Below are 25,445 nucleotides of genomic sequence, written 5' to 3' on the forward strand. Positions count from 1 at the left end.
TTGATTGGATGATCGTCTGCGTTGAGGTCGAACTCGGTCATTCCGAGTGACTGGGTTTTGATCTCAGCGACAGCGGTCATCCGCTTCAAAGGAAAACACACCGCTCGGCTTCAGCGCGCTGTCTTTCGTCTGGCCGAAATCCGGCACCTTGTATTCGGCGAGCAGGTGCAGCCGTGATCGTGGCAAATAGGCGCGGCCGGGGTCGCCGACTAGGACCTCGATGCCGGCATTCAGGCAGCGTTCGAGAAAAGGCATGACTCGATCGGCGACGTCCTGTCCATAGAAGACATCGCCGGCAAGCACGAGGTCGACCATGGGTGGCGAACCCCTGGTGACATCGTCTCCGATCACGGTGATGGCGACGCCGTTGGCCGCCGCGTTGAGGGCGAGCGCAGCAACACCGTTGCGGTCGATCTCCGCGGCGATAACTTCGCGCGCGCCAGCCTTGGCGGCGGCAATGCCGACAAGGCCGGAACCCGCGCCGAGGTCGAGCACGCGGCGACCGGCCACCATTTGCGGGTGGTCCAATATGTGGCGCGCAAGCACCGCGCCGCCGGCCCAGGCATAGGCCCAGTAGGGCGGCCGCGGCTCGGGTCCATCGTCGTCCGCCTCGATCGTGTCGTCATCGGCGTCGGAGCTTTGGTGCGGATCGGTAAGCCGCCTCAGGCCGCTGGCCGGATGCGGCGTATAGAGCCGGATCTCGGGGAGCGATGGCACCGGGGCGAGGCGCATGTTCGCCCTGATGAACTCTGCCGGGTCTGGACTGCAGGGTGCATCCACGGCCTCAGGGCCGTCGGCTATCGTCATTCGCGCAACGCTCGCCGCAGGATCTTGCCGACCGGTGTCTTCGGCAGCTCGGTCCTGAACTCGATATATTTGGGCCGCTTGTAGCCGGTCAGGTTCTCGCGGCAATAGGCGGTGATTGCCTCGGCGGTCAGCGCCGGGTCCTTCTTGACCACAAACAGTTTCGGCACCTCGCCCGAATGCTCGTCCGGCACGCCGATCGCGGCCACTTCGAGCACGCCCGGATGCATCGCCACGACTTCCTCGAGCTCGTTCGGATAGACGTTGAAGCCCGAGACCAGGATCATGTCCTTCTTGCGGTCGACGATCTTGGTGTAGCCGCGCTCGTCCATGAAGCCCATGTCGCCGGATTTGAAGTAGCCGTCCTTGGTCATCACCTTGGCGGTCTCATCGGGCCGGTTCCAGTAGCCCGCCATCACCTGCGGCCCGCGGATGCAGATTTCGCCGACCTCGCCGAGCGGCAAGTTGTTGCCGTCATCGTCGCGGATGGCGATCTCGGTCGAGGGCAACGGCAGGCCGATCGTGCCGGTGAAGTCGCCGGAGGTGAACTTGTTGGCCGTGGCCACCGGCGAGGTTTCCGAAAGGCCGTAGCCTTCGGTGACCGAACAACCGGTCAGCGTTCTCCAGCGTTCCGCGACGCCCTTCTGCACCGCCATGCCGCCGCCCAGCGTCAGGATCAGCGGCTTGAAGTCGAGCTTGCGGAAATCCTCATTGTTGAGTAGTGCGTTGAACAGCGTGTTGAGGCCCGGAAAGATGTGCACGGGGTACTTCTGCAACTCCTTGACGAAGCCGGGAATGTCGCGCGGGTTGGGAATGAGCACATTGCGGGCGCCTTGCTGCATGCCCATCAGCGCGTTCACCGTCAGTGCGAAGATATGGTAGAGCGGCAGCGCGCAGATGAAGTTGGGGTGCGCGGGTTTCGGCTTGATCGTATAGGCGTCCTCCATCCATTGCGCGTTCTGCGCGACGTTGGCGAGCACATTGCTGTGCAGCAGCGTGGCTCCCTTCGAGACGCCCGTCGTGCCGCCCGTATATTGCAGGAACGCGACATCGTCGGCTGCCACCCTGGCCGGCTTAAAACCCATACCGGCGCCGGCCTTCATTGCGGCATTGAACTTGACATGGCCGGGCAGCGACCATGCCGGGACCATCTTCTTCACGCGGCGAACGACGAAATTGACGATGGTGCCTTTCAGGCCGCCGAGCAAGTCGCCCATCGAAGCGACCACGACATGCTTGACCGCCGTCCTGGCGATCACCGCCTGCAAGGTGTTGGCGAAGTTCTCCAGGATGACGATGGCTTGCGCACCGGAGTCCTTGAGCTGATGTTCTAGCTCGCGCGGCGTATAGAGCGGATTGATGTTCACCACGACATAACCGGCGCGCAAGACGGCCATCATCGCCACCGGATATTGCAGCACGTTCGGCATCATCAGCGCGACGCGCGCGCCCTTCTGAAGGCCTTTCGATTGCAGATAGGCGCCGAAGTCCGCCGACAGCCGCTCGACATCGGTGTAGCTGATGGACTTGTCCATGCAGGTGAAGGCGGGCTGGGCCGAAAACTGCTTGCAGGCAGCGACGAGGAAATCGCCGATCGAGTTGTATGGCAGGGCGCCGATTTCGGCCGGGACGTTTTTCGGATAGCTCTTGAGCCACGGCTTTTCCGGCAGGCCGGCGGCAAGCGCCGTCAGTGCATTCGGCAATCGCTTGGCGGCGGCAGGCTTCGCTGCCGGCGGGGCCTTGGCTGCAGCAGCCTTCGCCACCGGCTTGGCAGCTGCCGGCGTTGCCGCCGACACTGTCTTTCCGGCAACAGTCTTGTTCAAGGCCTTCTTGGTCGAGGCTTTGGCTGCCGGCTTTGTGCTTGCCTTCGCCGGCACGGTGGCTGCCTTCGGCTTGGCCGCGGCGGCTTTGGCAGCGGGTGTTTTCGGCTTGGCCCTGCCGCCGGCTGCTTTTGGAGCCGCCTTGGCTGCCGCTTTTGCCGGCGCCGGTGTCCTTGATGCTTTTGCCACCCGTTCCTCCCTCGACAATTCTTGTTCGTCCGCGCCGCGCTCGCCCCTGAATTGACAGAGACGTCCTCCGCTGCCGCCGCTATGCACCTATGTATTGCCTCTATGTATTGCCTCCATTGGCGACCGTGCAAGTCTTGCCCCTGCGGCAAGGCTGGAAAGATTTGCCGTCGAAAATCTTTCCTGCCGCCGACACTCCCAACCGCTGTCCCGCCGCACTCTCGGCCGCTCGGAGGCGCGCGCGGCATCGATTATCGTCAGATCGGTGATCAATAAAAAAATGCGATCGTTAATAATCCCGTGAATGGAAGAAACTGCTAATTTTTTCTGTCATTTAGTAAAATCGCGGATTTTTTTCCTGCTTCCCAAGGGGTAAGCAAACGGGGTGTTCCAAAGCCGGAAAAACGGTGCTTATATGCGCGCTTCGCGAGCCTGATAGAGGGGCTTGGAAGAACATCAGGGAGTGCTCAATGAAGAAGAAACTGACTTTTGCAGCCGCGTTGCTGGCTGCAAGCGTCCTGGGCGGCGTGGCCAACGCGAAAACTCTGGTCTATTGCGCGGAAGCTTCGCCGGAGGGTTTCGACCCGGCGCCGTATACCGCCGGCCAGACCTTCGACGCGTCGTCGCGCACCGTCTTCAACCGCCTTGTCGAGTTCGATCACGGCAAGACAACGACCTCGCCGGGCCTGGCTGAAAGCTGGACGATCTCCGACGATGGCAAGGAATATGTCTTCAAGCTGCGCAAGGGCGTCAAGTTCGCCGCCACCGACTATTTCACCCCAACGCGCGACTTCAACGCCGACGACGTGGTGTTCTCTTTCGAACGTCAGGTCGACAAGAACGGCCCGTGGTTCCAGTACATCCCGGGTATTGCCTATCAGTATTACAATGACCAGTTCGGCGACAACATCACCAAGGTCGAGAAGGTCGATGACCTGACGGTGAAGTTCACCCTCAAGGAACCGGCAATCACCTTCATTCCGACGCTGGGCATGGACTTCGCCTCGATCGTCTCCAAGGAATATGCCGACAAGCTGCAGGCGGACAAGACGCCCGAGCTGTTCAACCAGAAGCCGATCGGCACCGGCCCGTTCATCTTCGTCGATTACCAGACCGACGCGGCCATCCGCTACAAGGCCAACCCGGACTATTGGGGCGGCAAGCAGAAGATCGACGATCTTGTCTTCGCCATCACCACCGACCCGGCGGTGCGCGCGCAGAAGCTGAAGGCCGGCGAATGCAACATCATGTCATACCCGGCACCGGCCGACATCGCCGGCCTGCAGGCTGAACCGAGCCTGAAGGTCGACGAGCAGGAAGGCCTCAATGTTGGCGCGCTGATGTACAACACCCAGCAGAAGCCGTTCGACGACGTGCGCGTCCGCAAGGCGCTCAACATGGCCATCAACAAGAAGGCCATCATCGACGCCGTCTTCCAGGGTGCCGGCCAGGTGGCGATCAATCCGATCCCGCCGACCATGTGGTCGTACAACAAGGAAGTGAAGGACGATCCGTACGATCCGGAAGCGTCCAAGAAGCTGCTCGAAGAGGCCGGCGTCAAGGACCTCAAGATGAACGTCTGGGCCATGCCGGTGTCGCGCCCTTACATGCCGAACGCGCGCCGCACCGCTGAATTGATCCAGTCGGACTTCGCCAAGGTCGGCGTCACCGTCAACATCGTCAGCTACGATTGGGGTGAATACCTCAAGCGCGCTTCCGCGGTCGATCACGACGGCGCCGTCATCGTCGGCTGGACCGGCGACAATGGCGATCCGGACAACTTCCTCGGCGTGCTCCTGAGCTGCGCTTCCGTCGGTTCGAACAACCGCGCGGAATGGTGCAACAAGGACTTCGACGCGCTCATCAACAAGGCCAAGACCGTTTCGGATCAGGCCGAGCGCACCAAGCTCTACGAAAAGGCACAGGTCATCTTCAAGGAACAGGCACCCTGGGCGACGCTCGCTCACTCCAAGGTGTTCATGCCGATGCAGAAGACCGTCACCGGCTTCGCGATGGATCCGCTCGGTATCCATCGCTTCGACGGCGTCGATATCGCCGAATAAGGTTGCGAAACGGGGGCGTCACCGCTTGGTGGCGCCTCCACTCGCCCGCCATGCTGCGTTATATCCTCGGCAAGATCGCCCTCATCATCCCGACCTTCATTGGGATAACCATCCTCGCCTTTGGCTTCGTGCGCATCCTGCCCGGTGATCCGGTGCTGGTGCTTGCGGGCGAACGCGGCCTGTCGCCCGAACGCCACACGGCGCTGATGCACCAATTCGGCTTCGATCTGCCGATATGGCAACAATACCTGACCTATTTGACCAACATCCTGAGCGGCGATTTCGGCACCTCGTTTTCCACCAAGACGCCGGTGCTCAAGGATTTCCTGGTGCGCTTCCCGGCAACGGTCGAGCTCGCCATTTTCGCGATGATCTTTGCCGTAGTCCTGGGGGTCGCCGCCGGCATCTTCGCCGCCATCCGCCGTGGATCCTGGTTCGATCAGCTGACCATGGGCACCGCGCTGGCAGGCTATTCCATGCCGATCTTCTGGTGGGGTCTGCTGCTGATCATCGTGTTTTCCGGCACGCTGCACTGGACGCCGGTTTCCGGCCGCATCGATCTTCTCTATTTCTTCAAGCCGGTGACCGGCTTCATGACCATCGACTCGCTGATCTCGGGGCAGAAGGGCGCCTTCCGTTCGGCGCTGTCGCACCTCATCCTTCCCACCGTCGTGCTCGGCACCATTCCGCTGGCCGTCATCGCCAGGCAGACGCGGTCGGCGATGCTTGAAGTGCTCGGCGAGGACTATGTACGCACCGCGCGCGCCAAGGGCCTGGCACCGCGCCGCGTCATCGGGCTGCATGCCTTCCGCAACGCGCTGATTCCGGTCGTCACCACCATCGGCCTGCAGGTCGGCACGCTTTTGACCGGCGCCATCCTGACCGAGAGCATCTTCTCCTGGCCCGGCATCGGCAAATGGATGATCGACGCCATTTCCAAGCGCGACTATTTCACCGTGCAGGGCGGGTTGCTTTTGATCGCGTTGATCGTCATGTCGGTGAACCTCATCGTCGACGTGCTCTACGCCGTCATCAACCCACGCATCCGGGCCAACTGACATGAGCAACGAAGGCCCAGCCACCATTGAAGCCGTGACCGTCGTCAAGCAGCAGGACGCAAGGCTGCAGATGTTCGGCGAGTTCTGGCACTACTTCTCCGTCAACAAGGGCGCGGTGATCGGGCTCTTCGTCTTTGCACTGCTGATCCTGATCGCCATCTTCGCGCCGCTGCTGGCGCCGCATTCGCCCGACGATCAGTTCCGCGACTTCTTCCTGACGCCGCCGGCCTGGCAGGAGGGCGGCAACGCACAGTTCCTGCTCGGCACCGACGCCGTCGGTCGCGATATGCTGTCGCGGCTGATCTACGGCTCGCGCTTCTCGCTCGCCATCGGCTTCGTCGTCGTCACTTCAGCGCTGATCTCGGGCGTGATCCTCGGCCTGCTAGCCGGCTACTGCCGCGGCTGGGTCGACACGTTGATCATGCGCATCATGGACATTATCCTGGCCTTCCCGTCGCTGCTCTTGGCCCTGGTACTGGTCGCGGTCCTCGGCCCCGGCCTTGTCAACGCCATGATCGCCATCGCCTTTGTGCTGCAGCCGCATTTCGCCCGGCTCACCCGCGCCGCCGTGATGGCCGAGAAGACTCGCGAATACGTCATCTCGGCCAAGGTCGCCGGCGCCAGTCATCTGAGGCTGATGCTGGTCACCATCCTGCCCAACTGCATCGCGCCGCTGATCGTGCAGGCGACGCTGTCCTTCTCCAACGCCATTCTTGAGGCGGCCGCCCTTGGCTTCCTCGGCATGGGCGCGCAGCCTCCGACGCCGGAATGGGGCACCATGCTGGCCGAAGCCCGCGAGTTCATCCTGCGCGCCTGGTGGGTGGTGACCTTCCCGGGCCTCGCCATCCTGATCACCGTCTTCGCCATCAACCTTATCGGCGACGGCCTGCGCGACGCGCTCGACCCCAAGCTGAAGAGGTCGTGAGCGTGCCTCTGCTCGAGATCAAGAACCTTACTGTTTCCTTCGATACGGCGGCCGGACCGTTCATGGCCGTGCAAGGCATCGATCTCGCGATCGAGCCGCGCGAAGTGCTGGCGATCGTCGGCGAGTCCGGCTCCGGCAAGTCGGTGGCGATGCTGGCGGTAATGGGCCTGTTGCCCGACACGGCAACGGTCAAGGCCGACCGCATGGCCTTCGACGGCGTCGATCTTTTGGAGCTCAGCCCGTCCGAACGCCGCAAGATCGTCGGCAAGGACATTTCGATGATCTTCCAGGAGCCGATCGCCAGCCTCAACCCATGCTTCACGGTCGGCTTCCAGATCGAGGAGGTGCTGCGCTTCCACATGGGCATGGATCGCGCCCAGCGCCGGGCGCGTGCCATCGAACTGATGAAGCTGGTCGGCATCGCCGACCCGGAGGAGCGACTGAGCTCGTTCCCGCACCAGATGTCGGGCGGCCAGTGCCAGCGCGTCATGATCGCCATCGCCATTGCCTGCAATCCGAAACTCCTGATCGCCGACGAGCCGACCACCGCGCTCGACGTGACCATCCAGAAACAGATCCTCGATCTGCTGGTTTCGCTGCAGGCCAAATACGGCATGGGCCTGATCATGATCACCCACAATATGGGCGTGGTCGCCGAGACCGCCGACCGCGTTATCGTCCAGTACAAGGGCCGCAAGATGGAAGAGGCCGACGTGCTGTCGCTGTTCGAGTCGCCGAAGAGCAATTACACGCGGGCCTTGCTGTCGGCCTTGCCGGAGAACGCCGTCGGCGACCGGTTGCCGACCGTGTCCGACATGATGTTCGAGCCGGCGCCGTCGGCTGCGGGAGCCGCCTCATGAGCATCACCGTTCTCGAAGGCAAGAACATCGTTCGCGACTACCACATCGGTGGTGGCCTGTTCACCGGGCCGCGCACGGTCCATGCGGTCAAGGGCGTCTCCTTCAAGGTGGACAAGGGCAAGACGCTGGCCATCGTCGGCGAAAGCGGCTGCGGCAAGTCAACGCTTGCCCGCATCATCACGCTGATCGATCCGGCGACGGCGGGCGAACTGTTCATCGACGGCAACAAGGTCGACATCGCCAGGAACGCATTGACGAAGGAGATGCGCCGCAAGGTGCAGATCGTCTTCCAGAATCCGTACGGATCGCTCAATCCGCGCCAGAAGATCGGTGACGTGCTGGGCGAGCCGCTGCTGATCAACACCGACAAGCCGGCCGCCGAGCGTCGCGACCTGGCGATGAAGATGCTGAAGAAGGTCGGCCTCGGACACGAGCACTACAATCGTTATCCGCACATGTTCTCCGGCGGCCAGCGCCAGCGCATCGCCATTGCCCGCGCGCTGATGCTCAACCCGAGCCTGCTGGTGCTGGACGAGCCGGTCTCCGCGCTCGACCTTTCGGTGCAGGCGCAGGTGCTCAATCTGCTCGCCGACCTTCAGGACGAATTCCAGCTGACCTATGTCTTCATCAGCCACGACCTGTCCGTGGTGCGTTACATCGCCGACGATGTGATGGTGATGTATTTCGGCGAAGCGGTCGAATACGGATCGCGCGACGAGGTCTTCGCCGACCCCAAGCACAGCTATACCCGGACGCTATTCGCGGCCACGCCGCGCGCCGACGTCGCATCGATCAAGGCGAGGTTGGCGAAGAAGAAGGCGGCTTGACGTCTCTTCGTCGTCCCAGGGCCTTCGCCGCGTCGCTTCGCTTCAGGATGACGACGCTGGAGTGGCCGCCTCACGACAGCTTGGCGATGATGGTGCGCAGCGCTTCGCCGAAGCGGTGGATCTCATCGACCGTGTTGTAGTGGACCAGCGAGGCGCGGATGGCGCCGCTGTCCATCGAGAGATTGAGGCGCTTCATCAGTCGCGGCGCGTACATGTGGCCGTCGCGGATGCCGATCTGCATCTCGGCCATTTCCTCGACGATCCGCTGCGGCGACAGTTTGCCGATGTTGAAGCAGAAGGTCGGCACCCGTTCCACAATGCGGGCCTCGTCGGCAACGCCATAGATGGTCGCGCCGCAACCTTTCAGCACAGCAAGCATCTCGCGCGCCAGCACCAGCTCGTAGTCGCGGATGGCGCTCATGCCGGCAACGATGTTGTCGCGCCGCGAGCGGTTGTTGGAGGGCGCAAGATTGCGGCCGATCAGTTCCAGATACTGCACGGCCGCATCCATGCCGGAGACGTTCTCGTAGATGAACGTGCCCGCCTCGACCTTGTAGGGCGGCTCGTCGGGGATGAAATCCTCGCGGAAGGTCGGCAGCCGCTTCAGCGTTTCGAAACGGCCCCACAGGAAGCCCATATGCGGCGAGAAATTCTTGTAGCCGGAGCAGACGAGATAGTCGCAGTCCCAGGCCTGCACGTCGATCAGCCCGTGCGGCCCGTAATGCACGCAGTCGAGGAACACCTCGGCACCGGCCGCGTGCGCGATCCTGGCCACCTCGGCGACATCGACGATCGAGCCGATCGAGTGCGCGGTCACCGTGCACGCGACCAGACGGGTGCGGTCGGAAACGAGCGGGCGCAGATCGTCGACATGCAGATTGCCGTCCTCGCGCATCCGCCACCATTTGAATTTCGCGCCAGCGGACTCCAGCGCCAGCCATGTCGCGATGTTGGCGTCGTGGTCCATGTCGGTGATGACGATCTCGTCGCGCTCTTGAAGCATCTGGCCGATGCCGAGGCTGACCAGGCGGATGAACGAAGTGGCGTTCATGCCGAAGCAGATTTCCGCTGGGCTGTAAGCGTTGATCAGCAGCGCGACGCTTGTCCGGGCATCTGCGACCGACTGGTCGACGGTGACGCTGCGGCCATAGCGGCCGCCGCGCTGCACATTGTGCGAAACCAGATGGTTGGTCACCGCGTCGAGTACGCTCTGCGGGATCTGGGCGCCTGCGGCATTATCCAAGAAGATGAAATCGCCGGCCCGTTGCAAGGCGGGGAACATGGCGCGGATGGTGTGGACGGGAAACGCGGTTGCGCTCGCATTGTCGGTCTGGTGCTTGTTCACGGGTAGGCTCCTGCGAAGGACTTGGAGGGATCGGTTGGCGAGGTCAGCGCTTCTTTTCGGTCTTGAAGCGCTCTTCAAGCAGGCTGACGAGGCGGACCATCGGCCAGAGGAAGATGAGATAGACAAGCGCCGCGCCGATCAGCGGCGAGGGGTTGGCATAGAGCGACTGCGCGTTGGTCGCTTCCTTGAGCAGTTCCGGCAGCGCCACGGTGGAGGCGAGCGAGGTGTCCTTGAACATCGAGACGCAGTTGCTGGTCATCGGCGGGATGACGACGCGGATCGCCTGCGGCAGCACCACCTTGCGCAAGGTCAGCAGGAACGGCAGGCCAAGCGCCTGCGACGCCTCGAACTGGCCACGCGGAATGCTTTCGATGCCGGAACGGAACACTTCCGCCGAATAGGCCGACATGATGAAGGCGAAGGCAGTCACCGCCGATGCCCAGGACGACAGGCGGATGCCGAGGAAGGGCAGCGCGTAGTAGATCAGGATCAGCACGACCAGCACCGGCAGGGCGCGGAAGATGTCGGTGTAGCCGACCGCGAGCCAGCGCAGCGGCTTCGGCGCATAGAGTCGCACCAGGCTGATCACCAGGCCGATGGGGATGCCGATGCCGATGCTCAGAATGCCGAGCAGCAGCGTGTTCAGGAAGCCGCGCAGCAGCGCCGGCAGGCTGGACATGATGACATCGGGGTTGAAGAAGGTGTCGAGCAGCGACATAGGAGCGTTCCCGAACCCCAGAGCAAAGAATGCTCGCGTTAAAATCAATTGACCTCACCGACGGCGGGGTGTCTGCGGCGGAAGCCGGCGCCAGGGCGTGAAATGAATCGTGCCGGCCTGGAAAGCCGGCACGATGTCAATGCATTGCCGCTCAGGCCTTCGGCAGCGGCATTTCCTTCATGGTCGAAGAGTCGGCGGGCGCGTCGCTGCCGAACCACTTCTTGTGGATCGCGGCCAGCGTGCCGTCCTTCTTCATCGCGGTCAGCGCGTCGTTCAGCTTGTCGAGCAGCGGGTGGTCCTTGGTCAGCATCAGGCCGTATTGTTCGCCGGTCTTGATGCGTTCCTTGACGATCAGGTCCTTCATCTTGGTGAAGGAATATTCCATGCCCGGAATGTCGCTGACGGCGGCGTCGACGCGTCCGGCGCTGAGGTCGAGCAGCAGGTTCTGCTGCGTGTCATAACCCTTCACGTCGCTGAAGCCGTCGGCTTCCTGATGCGCCTTGACCCAGGTCTCGCCGGTCGAGCCGGACAGCACGCCGACGATCTTGCCCTTGAGGTCGGCTTCGGCCTTGATCGCGCTGTCGGTCTTGGTGGCGATGCCCATGTCGGAATCATAGTATGGCTGGGTGAACGACTGCGACTTCAGCCGCTCCGCCGTGATGGTGATCGACGAGATGGCGACATCGATGCGCTTCGACGTGGTGGCGGCGAACAGCGCCTGGAAGCCGAGATCGGCGATGTCGGTGGTCATGCCGACGCGCTTGGCCGCTTCGTTGACGATGTCGACTTCAAAGCCCTCGAAGGTGCCGCTCTCGTTCTTGTATTCGAACGGCGGATTGGTCGGGTAGGCGCCGACATTCAGCACATCGGCGGCATAGGCGGTGGCGGGGCCGGCGGCGATGCCGATTGCGGCGGCGAGAAGAAGCAATTTGCGGCGAGTGAAGCTCATCTGTGTTCCCTCTGTTGTTGATCGGGCGGGTTGCTCCCGCACGGTTTTTTGCCGCCCCGCTTCAGGCAGGGCGTCAATTCATGGCAGCGACCATGCGGTCGAGCGCGGTCGCTATCTGGTCACGTTCACGGCAGACGCACATCCGGAGGAAGGCCGTGGCGATGTTCTCGGTGTGCAGGTCGCGGATCTGGGCGCGCGCACCATCGAAGGCATAGCGCGCGCTAGACGATGACTGGGGCACTATGAACGACAAGGACTGAAACCCCTCCCACCACGATGGACTGGCAAGCAAGCCCCTCCGGCACGGCAATCGCCATCGATTTTGGAATGCTTATCCAAAGTGCCGCGGTTTTCAAGGCGAAAGTTTTAAGCTTAAAAAGTTTGACCGGATTGTTGCCCGGCCGATACGCCCTTGGCCGTGCTTGTGTCGCGCAAGTTCGGCTACGCGTCGTAGAAAGAACCTTCGGCCGCACCAGCCTCGAGAACCCATCTCCCTTTTTCGTCCTGCCCAAATCCATATCCGCAAACCATCGCAAGGCGAAGCTATTTCATGCTTGAAATATTTTTGCGGGGCCGTAGCGTGCGATCTTCGCCGGGAGGTCGCGACATGAACAAACCACATCCCTTGCACGGCCCGAACAGACTGAAGCTCGGCGTTTTTTCGACCAATGCCGACGGCGGCCTTGCCATCACCGATGTGCCGGAACGCTGGACGGCGAGTTGGCAGGACAATCTGGCGGCGGCGCGGATTGCCGACCGTGCCGGGCTGGAGTTCATGCTGCCGATCGCGCGCTGGCGCGGCTTCGGCGGCCGCAACAAGGTGCGCGAATGGTCGTTCGAGACCTTCACCTGGGCGGCGGCCCTTGCCATGGCCACCGATCGGATCGGCCTGTTTATGACCGTGCACGTGCCGCTGGTGCATCCGCTCTATGCCGCCAAGGCGCTGGCGACGGTCGACCATATCAGCCAGGGCCGCGCCGGCTTGAACATCGTCTGCGGCTGGAACCCGAAGGAATTCGGCATGTTCGGTACGCCCCTGGTCGAGAAGGGCTACGACCAAGCGGCCGAATGGATCGAGATCCTCGAAAAGCTTTATGCCTCGGCCGAGCCGCTCGACTATGAAGGCACCTATTATCGCCTCAAGGAAGCCGTCAGCCGGCCGGCCAGTCTGCAGGTTCCGCGCCCGGTGACGATGAACGCCGCTTTCGGCGGACCGGGCCGGGATTTCGCCGCCGCCCGATGCGACTATCTCTTCACGACCTTTTCCGAGATGAGCGATGCCGGCAAGCATGTCGCCGATATCAGCGAGCGGGCCGACAAGGCGGGCCGGGATGTCGGCGTCTACACCGTGGCGCATGTCGTCTGCCGCCCGACGATGGAAGAGGCGCAGGCCTACTATACGCGCTACGCGGTTGAGATGGCCGACCATGCTGCGGTCGATGCCCATATGGCGAGCAAGAAGGAATTCTCGCAATCGCACGACCCGCATGCCTATGACCGTTACCGGCAGCGTTTCGCCGGCGGCGCCGGCACCTACCCGCTGATTGGAACCCCCGAGACGATCGCCGCCGACATGGCCGCCATTGCCGGGCACGGCTATCAAGGCATCGCGCTGTCCTTCGTCAATTACACGCAGGAGCTGCCCTATTTGTGCGATAACGTGCTGCCGATATTGAGACAGGCGGGCCTGCGCGAATAGTGGTGGTGCTCAGGGATCAGCTACCCTGTGGCAGCCAGGATTTCATCGTCAGCTTCGATGATTATCGCGAACATTCGGATTTAGCCGAAGCCTTCCCAACGTCGTCATCCCAGGGACGGAGCTTCGCTCCTGCGCCGCCCGTGGATGACGAAGTGATGAGCGTTTACTCCGGGATAACGGCGGTCGCCTGAATCTCCACCTTGGCGCGGTCCTCGACCAGTGCCATTACCTGCATGGCGGCCATCGCCGGAAAGTGCCGGCCGATCACCTCGCGATAGGCCTCGCCGATCCCCCTGAGATTGGCGAGGTATTCGGCCTTGTCGGTGAAATACCAGGTCATTGAGGTGATGTGCCGCGGCACCGCGCCGGCTTCCGCCAGCACCGCCACGATGTTCTGAAGCGTCTGCTTCACCTGGCCGACAAAGTCGTCGGTCTCGAACTGGCATTGGCCGTTCCAGCCGACCTGTCCGCCAACGAAGACGAGCCGCCCGCGCGCCGCGACGCCATTGGCGTAGCCGACGGGTTTTGCCCAGCCTTCCGGCTGCAGAATCGTGTGCATTCAAAACCTCCCGGTACCCAAAAACCAAGTCTCGAAATCGCTCGTCAATTTCCTACCGTCAGGCCGCGCCCATCACCTGCCGCGCAATCACCACTTTCTGCACGTCGGAGGCACCCTCATAGATGCGCAGCGCGCGGATCTCGCGATACAGGCTTTCGACGATATGGCCTTTGCGGACACCGTCGCCGCCATGCAGCTGCACTGCCCTGTCGATGACGCTTTGGGCGTGGTCCGTCGCGTATAGTTTCGCCATGGCCGCCTCGCGCGTCACCCGCGCGGCCCCCATGTCCTTGGTCCAGGCGGCGCGATAGACCAAAAGGGCTGCCGCATCGACGTCGAGCGCCATGTCGGCGATATGGCCCTGCACCATCTGCAGTTCGGCCATCGGGGCGCCGAACAGTTTGCGTTCGCCCACGCGCTTGATGCTTTCATCCAGCGCACGTCGGGCAAAGCCGAGTGCCGCCGCACCGACGGTCGAGCGGAACACGTCGAGCACCGACATGGCGATGCGGAAGCCGTCGCCTGGTCTGCCGATCAGCGCCGAGGCGGGCAGGCGAACCTGGTCGAAAGACAGCCGCGCCAGCGGATGCGGCGCGATCACTTCCAGCCGCTCGGCAATGCCAAGACCCTTGACGTCGCCCGGCACGAGGAAGGCGGAGAGCCCCTTGGCGCCCGGCGCCTCGCCGGTGCGGGCAAAGACGACATAGAGATCGGCGATGCCGCCATTGGAGATCCAGGTCTTTTCGCCGGAGAGAACATAGCTTTCGCCGTCACGGGTCGCCGTCATTTCCGTATTGGCGACGTCCGACCCAGAGCGCGGCTCCGACAGGGCAAAGGCTGAGATCGCCTTGCCGGCGCGCGTCTTTGCCAGCCACTGCTGCTGCTGCGGCGTGCCGAACAGGCTGAGCGCGCCGGTGCCGAGCCCTTGCATGGCAAAGGCGAAATCGGCCAGCCCGTCATGGCGGGCGAGCGTCTCGCGGGTGACGCACAAAGTGCGGACGTCGAGTGGTCCCGGATTGTCGGTGTCGAGAGCCGTAGGCCTCAGCCAGCCGTCCTGGCCAAGCTTAGTGACCAGCTCGCGGCAGGCGGCATCTACATCATGGTGATCGACCGGCAGGTTTTTTGAGCACCATGTCTCGAGACGTTCGGCCAGTTCGCGATGGCGGTCCTCGAAGAATGGCCAGGAGAGGAAGGAACGGTCAGGCATTGGCGCGCCCTCGGTTTTCGTCGCGCTCCGTCGCACCCCCCTCTGCCCTGCCGGGCATCTCCCCCGCAAGGGGGGAGATTGGCAGCCTCGTCGACGGCTTCGACCTAACAATGTTGGAGATTGGCGAAAACAAAACGTGCAACCGATCTCCCCCCTTGTGGGGGAGATGTCCGGCAGGACAGAGGGGGGTGCCTGGGCGCAAACCTACCGTCATCAATCCCCCTCGAACACCGGCTTTTCCTTGGCCACGAACGCCTTGTAGGCGCGCTCGAAATCGCGGGTCTGCATGCAGATCGCTTGCGCCTGTGCTTCCGCCTCGATCGCCTGGTCGAGGCCCATCGACCATTCCTGGTTGAGCTGCGTCTTGGTGATGCCATGGGCGAAGGTCGGGCCGGAGACGATGCGCGCCGCCATGTCGAGCGCGTCGGCCTCGAGCGCCGCGGCATCGACCAGCCTGTTGTAGAAGCCCCAACGTTCGCCTTCCGCCGCCGTCATGGTGCGGCCGGTGTAGAGCAGTTCGGCGGCGCGGCCCTGGCCGATGATGCGCGGCAGGATCGCGCAGGCGCCCATGTCGCAGCCGGCAAGGCCGACGCGGGTGAACAGGAACGCGGTCTTGGCTTCCGGCGTGGCGATGCGGATATCGGAACTCATTGCAATGATGGCGCCGGCGCCAACCGCGACGCCATCGACCGCCGCAATGATCGGCTTGCCGCAATTCAGCATCGCCTTGACGAAATCGCCGGTCATGCGGGTGAAGGCAAGAAGCTGCTTCATGTCCATCTTGACCAGCGGGCCGATGATGTCATGGACATCGCCGCCGGAGCAGAAATTGCCGCCATTGGAGAGGAACACCACTGCGTCGACGTCGTCGGCATAGACGAGGTCGCGGAACGTGTCGCGCAACTCCGCATAGCTGTCGAAGGTCAGCGGGTTCTTGCGTTCAGGCCGGTCGAGCCGGACCTTTGCGATCCTGCCCTCGACCTCCCAGATGAAATGCTTCGGCTTGCGCCCGGCCATTTCGGTCATTCGCGTCCCTCCCAATTGCTGCGGAACGAGGTCAGCATACCGGTCAGCCGGCGCGCGTCGTCCTCGCTGACCTTGCCCAGCAATTCGCCGATCCAGCCTTCATGCGCCGCGGCGATGGTGGCAAAGGCCTGCGTGCCTTCCTCGGTCAGCCGCACCATCGACGTGCGGCGGTCGCCATTGCGCCTCGCGCGTGCCACCAGCCCTTCCGAAACCAGCCGGTCGACAATGCCCGTGACGTTGCCGTTGGAGACCAGCAGGAAGCGCGACAGGTCGCTCATCAGCATGCCTTCCGGCACCCGATAAAGGGCCGCCATCACATCGAAGCGCGGCAGCGTCGTGTTGAATTCCTTCTTCAGGCGCTCGCGCAGCTCGGCCTCGATCGTGCGCGAGGCACGCAGCAGCCTGATCCACAGACGCAAGCGGTCCTTGCCGGGTCCCGACGGCGCGGGCAGGGGGCCGGCTACCATGTTTCGCCTCCTGAGATGGAAATTGCCTGTCCGGTGATCGATTGGGCGGCGTCGCCACACAGCCACAGCACGGCGGCGGCGACCTCTCGCGGCTGGATGAAGCGGCCCTGGGGGTTGGTCGAGGCGAGGCTCGACCGCGCCTGCTCGGCCGAGCGGCCGGTCTTTTCGATGATGCGTTGGATGGACTCCTCCAGCATCTCGGTTTCCACAAAACCCGGGCACACGGCATTGACGGTGACGCCGGATTTCGCAGTCTCCGCCGCCAGCGCCCGCATCAGGCCGACGACGCCATGCTTGGCCGCGACGTAAGCCGCGACATACGGATAGCCCTTGAGTCCGGCCGTCGAGGCGATGAAAACGATGCGGCCCGCCTTGCGCGCGGCCATCCCGGCCAGCGCCGGCTTCACCGTCAGGAAGGCGCCGGTCAGATTGACGTCGAGCGTCCGCTGCCAGTCGGCAAGCGTTGTCTTGTGCGCCGGCGTGCTGCCGGCCATGCCGGCATTGGCGACGACGATGTCGAAGGGCCCTCGTGCGGCTTGCGCTGTCTCGTAAAGCGACGCCATTGCCGCCTCATCGGTGACATCGGCGGCAGTGCCGAAAATGCGGTCGCTTTCGCCGGCCACCTTGGCGAGTTCCGCCTCGCGCCGGCCACAGATGGTCACGTCGATGCCGGCACTCGCCAGCGCTAGCGCGATGGCCCGGCCGACACCGGAGCCGCCGCCAGTGACCAGCGCATGCTTGCCCGCGATCATGTGCCAATCCTCGAAACTTGGCGCCAAGTACCCCCACCCCTAACCCTCCCCACAAGGGGGAGGGAGAAGGCAGCACCTATCGATCGCAAACTTATGCGGTTTCCGCTGGGTCGAACGCAACATAGTCCCCCTTCCCCTTGTGGGGAGGGGCCAGGGGTGGGGGTACAGCGTCGACGTAGCAAGCGAAAAGCACTCATACTTTTAGCCCCGCGGCAGCATCACGCTCGGCCAGCCGGTAGAGCTGGTCGCGTCCGGGCAGATAGGGATCCGGCCATTTGACGCCACGGTCGCCGAGCGTGACCGCGGCATGCAGCGTCCAGTAGGGGTCGGCGAGATGCGGCCGTGCCAGCGCCACCAGATCGGCGCGGCCGGCCATCAGGATCGAGTTGACGTGGTCCGGCTCGTAGATGTTGCCGACCGCCATCGTCGCCATGCCGACCTCGTTGCGGATACGGTCGGAAAACGGCGTCTGGAACATGCGGCCATAGACCGGCTTCGCCAGTGCCGAAGTCTGGCCGGCCGAGACGTCGCAGATGTCGACGCCGGCCTCATGCAGCAGCCGCGCGATCTCGACCGCGTCGGCGGGCGTCACGCCTTCGATGCCAAGCCAGTCATTGGCGGAGATGCGCATCGAGATCGGTTTTTCCGCCGGCCAGGCGGCGCGTACCGCACGGAAGATTTCCAGGGGATAGCGCATGCGGTTTTCCAGCGAACCACCGTATTTATCCGCGCGCCGATTGGTGACCGGCGTGATGAAGGACGACAGGAGATAGCCGTGCGCGGCGTGGATTTCGAGCATATCGAAGCCGCAGCGATTGGCCATCTCGGCCGAAGCCACGAATTCGTCGCGCACGCGGTCCATGTCGGCGCGGTCCATCGCCTTCGGCACCTGATTCTGCGGCGACCACGCCACGGCCGATGCCGCGATCACCGGCCAGTTTCCGGAGGTCAACGGCACGTCGGTGCCCTCCCAGCCGAGCCGAGTCGAACCCTTGGCGCCGGAATGGCCGATCTGGGCGCAGATCTTGGCTTCGGTCTCGATGTGGACGAAATCGACCAGCCGCTTCCACGCCACCTCATGTTCGGGCGCATAGAAGCCGGGACAGCCGGGCGTGATGCGCCCTTCCGGGCTGACGCAGGTCATCTCGATATAGATGAGGCCAGCACCGCCCTTGGCCCGCTCGGCGTAGTGGGCGAAATGCCAGTCGGTCGGGCAGCCGTCGACGGCCTTGTACTGCGCCATTGGCGAGACGACGACGCGGTTTTGCAGCTTCAGATCGCGTAGCTTGAAAGGCGCGAACATCGGCGCGCGGCGCATGCCGCCGGCCCCCGCCTGGCGCTGGAACCATTCTTCCGCGCCGCCCAGCCATTCGGCATCGCGCAGCCGCAAATTCTCGTGGCTGATGCGCTGCGAGCGGGTCAAAAGCGAATAGTTGAACTGCACCGGATCGAGGCCGAGATAACGTTCAACCTCCTCGAACCATTCCAGCGAATTGCGCGCCGCCGATTGCAGCTTCAGCACCTCGGTGCGGCGGGCATCCTCGTATTTGCGGAAGGCGGCGTCGAGGTCGGGTTCGGTTTCGACATATTCGGCCAGCGCCACGGCGCTCTCCAGCGCCAGCTTGGTGCCGGAGCCGATCGAGAAGTGCGCTGACGCCGCCGCATCGCCCATCAGTGCGAGATTCTTGTAGGACCAGCGCTCGCACAGCACGCGTGGGAAATTGATCCAGGCCGAGCCCCTGATATGGTTGGCGTTGGTCATCAGCGCGTGGCCGCCGAGATGCTTCGCAAAGATACGCTCGCAGGTGCCGATCGATTCCTGCTGCGACATCGCACCGAAGCCGAAGGCAGCCCAGGTCTGTTCGCTGCACTCGACGATGAACGTCGCGGTGTCGCTGTCGAATTGGTAGGCGTGCGCCCACACCCAGCCATGCTCGGTCTTTTCGAAGATGAAGGTGAAGGCGTCGTCGAATTTCTGTTGCGTGCCCAGCCAGACGAACTTGCATTTGCGGGTGTCGATGTCGGGCTTGAAGATGTCGACGAAGCTGTTGCGCGCCCTGGAATTCAACCCGTCGGCGGCGACCACCAGATCATGCGTTTCCATGTAAGGTCGGGGATCGGCAATGTCGGTCTCGAACATGAGCTTGACGCCGAGTTCTCGCGCTCGGCGCTGCAACAGGATGAGCAGCCGCTTGCGGCCGATGCCGCAGAAACCGTGCCCGGTCGAAACCGTACGCACGCCGTCATGGATGACGGCGATGTCATCCCAATAGGCGAAATGCTTCTTGATCCAGACGGCGCTGACCGGATCGTTCTTCGACAAATTGTCGAGCGTCTCGGCCGACAGCACGACGCCCCAGCCGAACGTGTCGTCGGCGCGGTTGCGCTCGAACACCGTCACCTCGTGCGCGGCGTCCCTGAGTTTCATCGAAATGGCAAAGTAGAGGCCGGCTGGTCCACCGCCGAGAACCGCAACCTTCATGTCTGCGATCTCCTCTTCGCTTCCTGGCTTCAGTATCGCGCTGGCGGCAAATTATTTCAAGCTTAAAGTTTCATATCGAAATGATTCAACGTTGCAGTCGTCGGCGAACGGGCCGAACGACATCGCCTTCTTGCAGCCGACCACCCCGGTGAAGAAGTCGACCGCCTGCTTCATGTCAGGAACCGTGATGCCGGTGTGATCATGCCCGCGCATGCCGGGATCGAGCTGGCGGCGGCCATGCCGGCGCTGCCGAGGACAAAGGCCGCGAGTGTTGTGTTTCGAAGTATCGTCTTCATCTCAGTCCTCTCCATTGGCGGGACCAAGTCATTGCGGTCGCACGTCCAAAGCCCGCTTTCGGCGTGCGGTTGCATTCATGTCGAGACCTTTGCGACGGCAGGGATGTCCAGCCAACCCGGATCGATCTCTGGCAGCGGAATGGCTGCGATGAGATCGCGCGTGTAGGCCTGCCGTGGATCGTCGAACAAGGCGTCGGTGGCGCTGGCTTCGACGATCACGCCTTCGCGCATGACGATCACTTGCTGGCACAGCCGCCGAATGACCGACAGATCGTGGCTGATGAAGGCGACGGTCAGGCCCATCTCGGCGGCAAGCTTCTCCAGCAGGGTCAGGATTTGCGCCTGCGTCGACACGTCGAGGCCGGAGACGATCTCGTCGGCCAGTACGAATTTCGGTGACAGCGCCAACGCACGCGCAATGCCGACGCGCTGGCGCTGTCCGCCCGACAGTTCGTGGCGGTAGCGGGTGGCGAAGCTCTGCGGCAGGCCGACGCGCTGCAGGGCCTCGGCAACGCGGCTCTTCAGATTATCGCCAAGCCCATTCAGCTTCAAAGGCGCGGCGATGATGCTGGCAATGGTGCGGCGCGGGTTGAGCGACGACATCGGATCCTGGAAGATCATCTGCATATCGCGGCGCAGCGGCCTGAGCTCCGCCTCAGGCAGATGGGTGATATCGCGGCCGTCGAAGCTGATGCTGCCGGCGCTGGGCTCCAGCAGGCGCACCAGCGCGCGGCCGAGTGTCGATTTTCCCGATCCGGATTCGCCGACGATGCCGGTCACCGATCCCCGGGGCAGATCGAAATCGAGGCCTTTTAGGATCTCGGCCAAGGGCGCGCGGCCGATCAGTGGCTTACGCGTCATGTCGGGCAGGGCGACCTTCAGCCCGCGCACGGAAAACAGCGGCTCAACCATGCGGCCGCCGCCAGGCCTGGTCGGCGGCCGTGATCTCCGCGGCCAGTCCGGCCAGTACCGCCTCGTCCACTGGCTTCAGCGAAGCGAACGGGTCGGTGTAGCGCGGCGTGGCGGCCATCAGCGCTCGCGTATAGGGGTGCTGCGGGGCGGCGAAGAGGGCAGCCGTTTCGGCCTCCTCGACCACCTTGCCGGCATAGAGCACCGACACTCTCTGGCTGATCTTGGCGACGACGCCGAGATCATGGGTGACGAACAGGATCGCCGTGCCGTGCTCGCGCTGCAACTGCGCTATCAGGCGCAGGATCTGTTTCTGCACGGTGACGTCGAGCGCCGTGGTCGGCTCGTCGGCAACGATGAGCCGCGGCTCGGCGGCGAAGGCGGCGGCGATCAGCACGCGCTGGCGCATGCCGCCGGAAAGCTCGTGCGGATAGCTTTTCAGCACGCGGTCGGGGTCGCGGATCTGCACCTCGTCCAGCAGTTGGCGAATGCGGGTATCGGCCCTCTCGCCACTCCAGCCGAGAATGCGCACCAACCGGTCGGTCATCTGCGAGCCGATACGCCGCGACGGATTGAGCGCGGTCAGCGGGTCCTGCGGGATCAGCGCCGTGCGCGCACCGATCAGCGTGCGCCGCGCCTTGGGCTGGAGCTTGCCGAGATCTTCGCCCTCGAGCAGCATGTCGCCTTCGACAATGCGCACGCTCGACGGCAGCACGCCGAGCACCGCCTTGCCGATCATCGTCTTGCCGGCGCCGCTCTCGCCGACCAGCGCACGGACCTCGCCGGGCTGGACGGAAAGCGACACCGAGCGCAGCACGCGCTGGCCGTTCGGCAGCACGGCGCTCAGATCCCTGATCTCGAGACAGGCGCTCATCGCAGCACCGGGTCGAAGCGCGTCTTCAGCGCCTCGCCGAACTGGCTGAAAGACAGCACCGTCAGGATCAGCGTGACCAGCGGGAACACCAGCACCCACCACGCCTGATGGATCGACAGCCGGCCCTCGGCGATGATGCCGCCCCAGGTCGGGTCGTCGGTCGAGATCGACAGATTGACGAAGGACAGGATCGCCTCGACGATGACGGCGATGCCCATTTCCAGCGACAGCAGCGCGACGATCGACGGCACCACATTGGGCAGCACTTCGCGCAGCATGATGCCGATGCGGCCATAGCCGGCGATGCGGGCATTCTCGACATAGTCCATGCGCGACTGGCCCATGGTTTCGGCACGGATCACCCGGCAGAAACGCGTCCAGTCGATGATGGCGATGGCGAGGATGACCGAGCTCAGGCCGGTGCCGAGCACGGCCACCAGAAGGATGGCGAACAGCACCGGCGGAAACGCCATCCAGACATCGACGATGCGCGAGATGATGCGGTCTGCCCAGCCGCCGAAATAACCCGCGATCAGCCCAAGCGTCGAGCCGACCAGGCACGCCGCGATGGCGGCGGCAAAAGCGACGATGAAGGCGATGCGGCCGCCGAAGATCAGGCGGGAGAACAGGTCGCGGCCGAGGCTGTCGGTGCCGAGCCAATAGCCGGGCTCGGCGCCATCAATCCAGAACGGCGGCAACCGCTCCAGCATCAGATCCTGCGCCAGCGGATCCTGCGGCGCCACCAGCGGCGCGAAGATCGCGGCCAGCAGCGCCAGCAGCAGCCAGCCGCCGGCAAGCCACAAGCGCGGCGACACGCTACGCCTTCGAGCACGGCCCTCATCCATGGCGCAGCCTCGGATTGAGCAGGGCATACATCATGTCGACGGCGAGGTTGATCAGCACGAACAGCAGCGCGAAGACCAGCACGATGCCCTGGATCAGCGGCAGGTCGCGGTTGATGACGGCGTCGATCGCCATATTGCCGAGGCCTTCATACGAAAACAGCCGTTCGACGATGACCGTGCCGCCGATGAGGAAAGTGAACTGCACGCCGACCAGCGTCAGCGTTGGCAAGGCGGCGTTCTTCAGCGCCTCGCGCAGGATGACCTGCGTTTCCGAAAACCCCTTCACCCGCGCCAGCACGACATAATCGAGGTCGAGCACTTCCTTCAGCGACTGTTTCAGCAGTTGCGAGATGATCGCCGCCAGCGGTAGCGCCAAAGCCACGGCCGGCATCAGCATGTGCTTCAAGAGATCCCAGGTGAGGTCGAGGCGCAGGCGCAATAGGCTCTCGAACAGATAGAACTGGGTGACGAACGGCAGGTCGAGTTGCGGCGATACCCGGCCGGAAATGTCGAAGATCGGCACCAGCACGCCGAACAGCAGGATCAGCACCAGGCCCCACAGGAAATCGGGAATGGAGAGTGCCGCGCCGCTGGCGATGTCGATGCCTGCCTCGACCGCCGTGCCGCGTTCGCGGGCGCCGATGATCGCCGTCGTGCCGCCGAGTGCCACCGCCATCACAAGCGCGACGATGGCGAGCTCCAGCGTCGCCGGCAGCCGGTTGAAGACAAGGCCGAGTACGTCTTGCCGCAGCGAGATCGAGGTGCCGAAATCGCCCCTGACGACGCCGGACAGCCAGATGAAGAACTGCTGCACGATGGTCTTGTCGAGCCCGTAAAGCGCACGCAGCCGGGCAATGTCGGCATCCGTGGCGCCGGGCGGCAGCATCATGGCGATCGGATCGCCGGGAGCGACGCGGATCACGACAAAGACGACGACGGCCACGCCGAACAGCGTGATCAGCATCGTCAGAAGACGGATCAGGAATCTTTGCAAAAGCATTCTGGCATAGGCCCAATGCGTTTCAGCGACTGATGGAACGAACAGTCCCCTCATCCGGCCGTCGACGGCTGAGTAAGTCTCTTCTCCCCAGCGGGGAGAAGGTGGCCCGAAGGGCCGGATGAGGGGGCCTGCGCAAGTTGGGCGAAGGCACGCCGTCTCGTGACAGCGTGCCATTTGCCTGTCTCAGGCCGGGGTCATCAGGGCCGGCAGCAGCGCTCCGGACACATGCTGCACAACATTGACGCCCTTGGCATGCACGATCGGCTGCGCGTACTGGATAAGCGGCAGCACATAGGCCTGCTCGGCGATGTATTTGTCGACAGCCTTCCAGCCGGCGATGCGCTTGGCCTCGTCCTTTTCGCCCCACAGCGGGTTGATCATGTCGATCAGGTCCTGGCTGTCCCACACCGAATGCGGGCTTGGGCCGTACATGGCAAAGCCGGTCGAGGTGGTCGGATCGCCGATGGCGTTGCCCCAGTTGTAGAAGGCGGCCGGAGCCAGCTTGTCGGCGGCGCGCAGCTCGTAGTGCTTGGCGATCTCGTAGACCTCGATCGTCGCCTCGATGCCGACCTTGCGCCACATGCCGACGATCGCCTGGATCATCTCATAGTCCTTGGGCTTGAAGCCCTTGGTCGTCTGGATGGTGAACTTGACCGGCTTTTCCGGCGAATAGCCGGAGGCAGCGAGCAGTTCCTTGGCCTTCTCGGGATTGTGCTCGACCTTGATCGACGCATCGTAGGCCGCGTATTCCGGCGTCTCCAGCGTGTCGATCGGCTGGCCATAGCCGCGCAGCAGGCGGTCGACCAGCAGCTTCTTGTCGATCGACATGACGGCTGCCTGGCGGACGTTCTTGTCCAGCATCGCCTCGATGTCGTTGAAGAAGATCATGCCGATATCGGACACGTTCTTGCACGAGCCGGCAAGCCCGTCCTTGGCGATCAGCCGGTCATATTCCTCATAGGGAATTTCGAGCGTCACCTGCGAGGAGCCGGACTCGATCTCGGCGACGCGGCTCGCCGCGTCAGTGACGAACTTGATCGTCACGTTCGCGAAGGCGGGCTTGCCGCCCCAATAGTTCGGGTTGGCCTTCAGCCGCAGGAAGGCGTTGCGCTCGAATTTTTCGACCATGTAGGGGCCAGTGCCGATCGGCGCCTTCTCGAAGCCTTCGGCGCCCACCTTCTCGTAATAGGCCTTCGGCATGATGTAGCCGGTCAAAAACGACATCCATTTGAAATACACCGGGTCGAACTGCACGACGTCGCCGGTGATCTTGTTGCCGTCGATCTTGAAGTTGTTGACGTTCTTCCAGACGAACTGGATCGGGTTGCCGGTCTTCTCGTCACCCGCCCGCTGCAACGACCAGACCACGTCTTCCGCCGTGAAAGGCGAGCCGTCGTGCCATGTCACGCCTTCGCGCACCGTCATCATGATCTTTGTGCGGTCTTCGTTCCAGCCCCATTCGGTGAGCAGGCCCGGCGCGAAGGACAGGTCGGGCTTTTGCGGGATGAACTGGTCGAACACCGACTGGTAGAGTCCCTGGATCGTCGGGTTGACCGCCGAAGGTCCGGTGGTCGGATCCCAGGACGGCAGGTTGACGTTGTAGGCGATGGTCAGTTCGCCTGCGGCCGCCTTGGCGATCCGCGGCAGACCGACAGCGGCTACCCCGAGTGCCGCGGCACTGTATCCCAGCAATTCACGTCTGTTGATTGTCATGGTCGTTCCCCTTGTTGGTTTATTGTCCTTGCGCGGCATCGTCAGTTCATTGTTCAGGCTC

24 protein-coding genes and 1 pseudogene are annotated in these 25,445 nt (G+C 63.4%); 7 read left to right on the forward strand and 18 right to left on the reverse strand.

Features of this window, described 5'->3' with window-relative positions:
- Positions 1-63: 63 nt before the first annotated feature.
- Together NKH19_RS23975 and NKH19_RS23980 are read right to left on the reverse strand one after the other, a co-directional pair.
- The gene (locus tag NKH19_RS23975) at positions 64-807 is read right to left on the reverse strand and encodes a class I SAM-dependent methyltransferase (RefSeq protein WP_352872038.1); all 744 of its coding nucleotides are present in this window, start codon (positions 805-807) and stop codon (positions 64-66) included.
- Positions 804-2,813 (reverse strand): long-chain fatty acid--CoA ligase, encoded by a 2,010-nt coding sequence (locus NKH19_RS23980; RefSeq protein WP_352872040.1) that lies wholly within the window; start codon positions 2,811-2,813, stop codon positions 804-806. Before NKH19_RS23980 ends, NKH19_RS23975 begins: the two co-directional genes overlap by 4 nt.
- A 467-nt stretch (positions 2,814-3,280) precedes the next feature.
- On the opposite strand from NKH19_RS23980, the gene NKH19_RS23985 reads away from it, so the two are divergent.
- From NKH19_RS23985 to NKH19_RS24005, 5 genes are all read left to right on the forward strand, one after another.
- Positions 3,281-4,873, forward strand: coding sequence for an ABC transporter substrate-binding protein (locus tag NKH19_RS23985; protein WP_352872041.1), 1,593 nt, complete (start codon positions 3,281-3,283; stop codon positions 4,871-4,873).
- A gap of 50 nt (positions 4,874-4,923) precedes the next feature.
- The gene (locus NKH19_RS23990; RefSeq protein ID WP_352872042.1) at positions 4,924-5,931 is read left to right on the forward strand and encodes an ABC transporter permease subunit; all 1,008 of its coding nucleotides are present in this window, start codon (positions 4,924-4,926) and stop codon (positions 5,929-5,931) included.
- A 70-nt stretch (positions 5,932-6,001) separates the two neighbouring features.
- A complete protein-coding gene (locus tag NKH19_RS23995; protein ID WP_352629965.1) occupies positions 6,002-6,856 on the forward strand; it encodes an ABC transporter permease subunit in 855 nt (284 codons plus the stop codon).
- 2 nt (positions 6,857-6,858) lie between these two features.
- Complete coding sequence (locus tag NKH19_RS24000) at positions 6,859-7,716, forward strand: ABC transporter ATP-binding protein (RefSeq protein WP_352872075.1); 858 nt, start codon at positions 6,859-6,861, stop codon at positions 7,714-7,716.
- Positions 7,713-8,543: a dipeptide ABC transporter ATP-binding protein gene (locus NKH19_RS24005; protein ID WP_352872043.1), complete on the forward strand. Its 831-nt coding sequence runs from the start codon at positions 7,713-7,715 to the stop codon at positions 8,541-8,543. Before NKH19_RS24000 ends, NKH19_RS24005 begins: the two co-directional genes overlap by 4 nt.
- A gap of 70 nt (positions 8,544-8,613) precedes the next feature.
- Here NKH19_RS24005 and NKH19_RS24010 read toward each other — a convergent pair whose 3' ends face one another.
- The 4 genes from NKH19_RS24010 to NKH19_RS24025 form a co-directional block, all read right to left on the reverse strand.
- Positions 8,614-9,888, reverse strand: a complete 1,275-nt coding sequence (locus NKH19_RS24010; protein ID WP_352872044.1) for a cysteine desulfurase-like protein — start codon at positions 9,886-9,888, stop codon at positions 8,614-8,616.
- Positions 9,889-9,931: 43 nt separating this feature from the next.
- Positions 9,932-10,606, reverse strand: a complete 675-nt coding sequence (locus tag NKH19_RS24015; RefSeq protein WP_126067529.1) for an amino acid ABC transporter permease — start codon at positions 10,604-10,606, stop codon at positions 9,932-9,934.
- A gap of 151 nt (positions 10,607-10,757) precedes the next feature.
- Complete coding sequence (locus tag NKH19_RS24020) at positions 10,758-11,555, reverse strand: ABC transporter substrate-binding protein (RefSeq protein WP_352982905.1); 798 nt, start codon at positions 11,553-11,555, stop codon at positions 10,758-10,760.
- A gap of 73 nt (positions 11,556-11,628) precedes the next feature.
- Entirely contained in the window at positions 11,629-11,808 is a 180-nt protein-coding gene (locus NKH19_RS24025) for a hypothetical protein (RefSeq protein ID WP_352872046.1), read from the reverse strand.
- A gap of 23 nt (positions 11,809-11,831) precedes the next feature.
- Between NKH19_RS24025 and NKH19_RS24030 the strand changes: the two genes are divergently transcribed.
- Together NKH19_RS24030 and NKH19_RS24035 are read left to right on the forward strand one after the other, a co-directional pair.
- Entirely contained in the window at positions 11,832-12,113 is a 282-nt protein-coding gene (locus tag NKH19_RS24030; protein WP_352872047.1) for a hypothetical protein, read from the forward strand.
- Between the two features lie 49 nt (positions 12,114-12,162).
- Positions 12,163-13,254, forward strand: coding sequence for an LLM class flavin-dependent oxidoreductase (locus NKH19_RS24035; RefSeq protein WP_352872048.1), 1,092 nt, complete (start codon positions 12,163-12,165; stop codon positions 13,252-13,254).
- A 163-nt stretch (positions 13,255-13,417) separates the two neighbouring features.
- Here NKH19_RS24035 and NKH19_RS24040 read toward each other — a convergent pair whose 3' ends face one another.
- The 12 genes and pseudogenes from NKH19_RS24040 to NKH19_RS24095 all read right to left on the reverse strand — a co-directional run bounded on the left by NKH19_RS24040 (position 13,418) and on the right by NKH19_RS24095 (position 25,384).
- Positions 13,418-13,813 carry a RidA family protein gene (locus NKH19_RS24040; protein WP_352872049.1) on the reverse strand — a complete coding sequence of 132 codons (396 nt, stop codon included), beginning with the start codon at positions 13,811-13,813 and terminating at the stop codon, positions 13,418-13,420.
- A 58-nt stretch (positions 13,814-13,871) separates the two neighbouring features.
- The gene (locus NKH19_RS24045) at positions 13,872-15,020 is read right to left on the reverse strand and encodes an acyl-CoA dehydrogenase family protein (RefSeq protein WP_352872050.1); all 1,149 of its coding nucleotides are present in this window, start codon (positions 15,018-15,020) and stop codon (positions 13,872-13,874) included.
- A 213-nt stretch (positions 15,021-15,233) separates the two neighbouring features.
- Positions 15,234-16,046 (reverse strand): enoyl-CoA hydratase family protein, encoded by an 813-nt coding sequence (locus NKH19_RS24050; RefSeq protein WP_352872051.1) that lies wholly within the window; start codon positions 16,044-16,046, stop codon positions 15,234-15,236.
- Complete coding sequence (locus tag NKH19_RS24055) at positions 16,043-16,513, reverse strand: MarR family winged helix-turn-helix transcriptional regulator (RefSeq protein ID WP_352661046.1); 471 nt, start codon at positions 16,511-16,513, stop codon at positions 16,043-16,045. Before NKH19_RS24055 ends, NKH19_RS24050 begins: the two co-directional genes overlap by 4 nt.
- The gene (locus tag NKH19_RS24060; protein ID WP_352872052.1) at positions 16,507-17,265 is read right to left on the reverse strand and encodes an SDR family NAD(P)-dependent oxidoreductase; all 759 of its coding nucleotides are present in this window, start codon (positions 17,263-17,265) and stop codon (positions 16,507-16,509) included. The genes NKH19_RS24055 and NKH19_RS24060 overlap by 7 nt, the downstream gene beginning before the upstream one ends.
- A 193-nt stretch (positions 17,266-17,458) precedes the next feature.
- The gene (locus tag NKH19_RS24065) at positions 17,459-19,747 is read right to left on the reverse strand and encodes a bifunctional salicylyl-CoA 5-hydroxylase/oxidoreductase (protein ID WP_352872054.1); all 2,289 of its coding nucleotides are present in this window, start codon (positions 19,745-19,747) and stop codon (positions 17,459-17,461) included.
- A 96-nt stretch (positions 19,748-19,843) separates the two neighbouring features.
- Positions 19,844-20,075 (reverse strand): annotated as a pseudogene (locus NKH19_RS24070) (VOC family protein); the annotation flags it as partial.
- A gap of 43 nt (positions 20,076-20,118) precedes the next feature.
- Positions 20,119-20,955 (reverse strand): ATP-binding cassette domain-containing protein, encoded by an 837-nt coding sequence (locus NKH19_RS24075; RefSeq protein ID WP_352982907.1) that lies wholly within the window; start codon positions 20,953-20,955, stop codon positions 20,119-20,121.
- Positions 20,948-21,826: an ABC transporter ATP-binding protein gene (locus tag NKH19_RS24080; protein ID WP_352872056.1), complete on the reverse strand. Its 879-nt coding sequence runs from the start codon at positions 21,824-21,826 to the stop codon at positions 20,948-20,950. The genes NKH19_RS24075 and NKH19_RS24080 overlap by 8 nt, the downstream gene beginning before the upstream one ends.
- Positions 21,823-22,671: an ABC transporter permease gene (locus NKH19_RS24085; RefSeq protein WP_352872058.1), complete on the reverse strand. Its 849-nt coding sequence runs from the start codon at positions 22,669-22,671 to the stop codon at positions 21,823-21,825. Before NKH19_RS24085 ends, NKH19_RS24080 begins: the two co-directional genes overlap by 4 nt.
- A complete protein-coding gene (locus NKH19_RS24090; protein ID WP_352872059.1) occupies positions 22,664-23,671 on the reverse strand; it encodes an ABC transporter permease in 1,008 nt (335 codons plus the stop codon). Before NKH19_RS24090 ends, NKH19_RS24085 begins: the two co-directional genes overlap by 8 nt.
- A gap of 183 nt (positions 23,672-23,854) precedes the next feature.
- Complete coding sequence (locus NKH19_RS24095) at positions 23,855-25,384, reverse strand: ABC transporter substrate-binding protein (RefSeq protein WP_352872060.1); 1,530 nt, start codon at positions 25,382-25,384, stop codon at positions 23,855-23,857.
- Positions 25,385-25,445 lie beyond the last annotated feature (61 nt).

Origin of the sequence: Mesorhizobium sp. M1338 (assembly GCF_040318045.1) — a bacterium.
Lineage (GTDB): Bacteria > Pseudomonadota > Alphaproteobacteria > Rhizobiales > Rhizobiaceae > Mesorhizobium.

Excerpts from the sequence above, each read along its gene's own strand:
- NKH19_RS23975 (WP_352872038.1), bottom strand. The coding sequence starts at position 807 with ATGACGATAGCCGACGGCCCTGAGGCCGTGGATGCACCCTGCAGTCCA.
- NKH19_RS23985 (WP_352872041.1), top strand. The coding sequence starts at position 3,281 with ATGAAGAAGAAACTGACTTTTGCAGCCGCGTTGCTGGCTGCAAGCGTC.
- NKH19_RS23990 (WP_352872042.1), top strand. The coding sequence starts at position 4,924 with ATGCTGCGTTATATCCTCGGCAAGATCGCCCTCATCATCCCGACCTTC.
- NKH19_RS23995 (WP_352629965.1), top strand. The coding sequence starts at position 6,002 with ATGTTCGGCGAGTTCTGGCACTACTTCTCCGTCAACAAGGGCGCGGTG.
- NKH19_RS24005 (WP_352872043.1), top strand. The coding sequence starts at position 7,713 with ATGAGCATCACCGTTCTCGAAGGCAAGAACATCGTTCGCGACTACCAC.
- NKH19_RS24015 (WP_126067529.1), bottom strand. The coding sequence starts at position 10,606 with ATGTCGCTGCTCGACACCTTCTTCAACCCCGATGTCATCATGTCCAGC.
- NKH19_RS24020 (WP_352982905.1), bottom strand. The coding sequence starts at position 11,555 with ATGAGCTTCACTCGCCGCAAATTGCTTCTTCTCGCCGCCGCAATCGGC.
- NKH19_RS24030 (WP_352872047.1), top strand. The coding sequence starts at position 11,832 with ATGGACTGGCAAGCAAGCCCCTCCGGCACGGCAATCGCCATCGATTTT.
- NKH19_RS24035 (WP_352872048.1), top strand. The coding sequence starts at position 12,163 with ATGAACAAACCACATCCCTTGCACGGCCCGAACAGACTGAAGCTCGGC.
- NKH19_RS24040 (WP_352872049.1), bottom strand. The coding sequence starts at position 13,813 with ATGCACACGATTCTGCAGCCGGAAGGCTGGGCAAAACCCGTCGGCTAC.
- NKH19_RS24045 (WP_352872050.1), bottom strand. The coding sequence starts at position 15,020 with ATGCCTGACCGTTCCTTCCTCTCCTGGCCATTCTTCGAGGACCGCCAT.
- NKH19_RS24050 (WP_352872051.1), bottom strand. The coding sequence starts at position 16,046 with ATGACCGAAATGGCCGGGCGCAAGCCGAAGCATTTCATCTGGGAGGTC.
- NKH19_RS24055 (WP_352661046.1), bottom strand. The coding sequence starts at position 16,513 with ATGGTAGCCGGCCCCCTGCCCGCGCCGTCGGGACCCGGCAAGGACCGC.
- NKH19_RS24060 (WP_352872052.1), bottom strand. The coding sequence starts at position 17,265 with ATGATCGCGGGCAAGCATGCGCTGGTCACTGGCGGCGGCTCCGGTGTC.
- NKH19_RS24065 (WP_352872054.1), bottom strand. The coding sequence starts at position 19,747 with ATGAAGGTTGCGGTTCTCGGCGGTGGACCAGCCGGCCTCTACTTTGCC.
- NKH19_RS24075 (WP_352982907.1), bottom strand. The coding sequence starts at position 20,955 with ATGGTTGAGCCGCTGTTTTCCGTGCGCGGGCTGAAGGTCGCCCTGCCC.
- NKH19_RS24080 (WP_352872056.1), bottom strand. The coding sequence starts at position 21,826 with ATGAGCGCCTGTCTCGAGATCAGGGATCTGAGCGCCGTGCTGCCGAAC.
- NKH19_RS24085 (WP_352872058.1), bottom strand. The coding sequence starts at position 22,671 with ATGGATGAGGGCCGTGCTCGAAGGCGTAGCGTGTCGCCGCGCTTGTGG.
- NKH19_RS24090 (WP_352872059.1), bottom strand. The coding sequence starts at position 23,671 with ATGCTTTTGCAAAGATTCCTGATCCGTCTTCTGACGATGCTGATCACG.
- NKH19_RS24095 (WP_352872060.1), bottom strand. The coding sequence starts at position 25,384 with ATGACAATCAACAGACGTGAATTGCTGGGATACAGTGCCGCGGCACTC.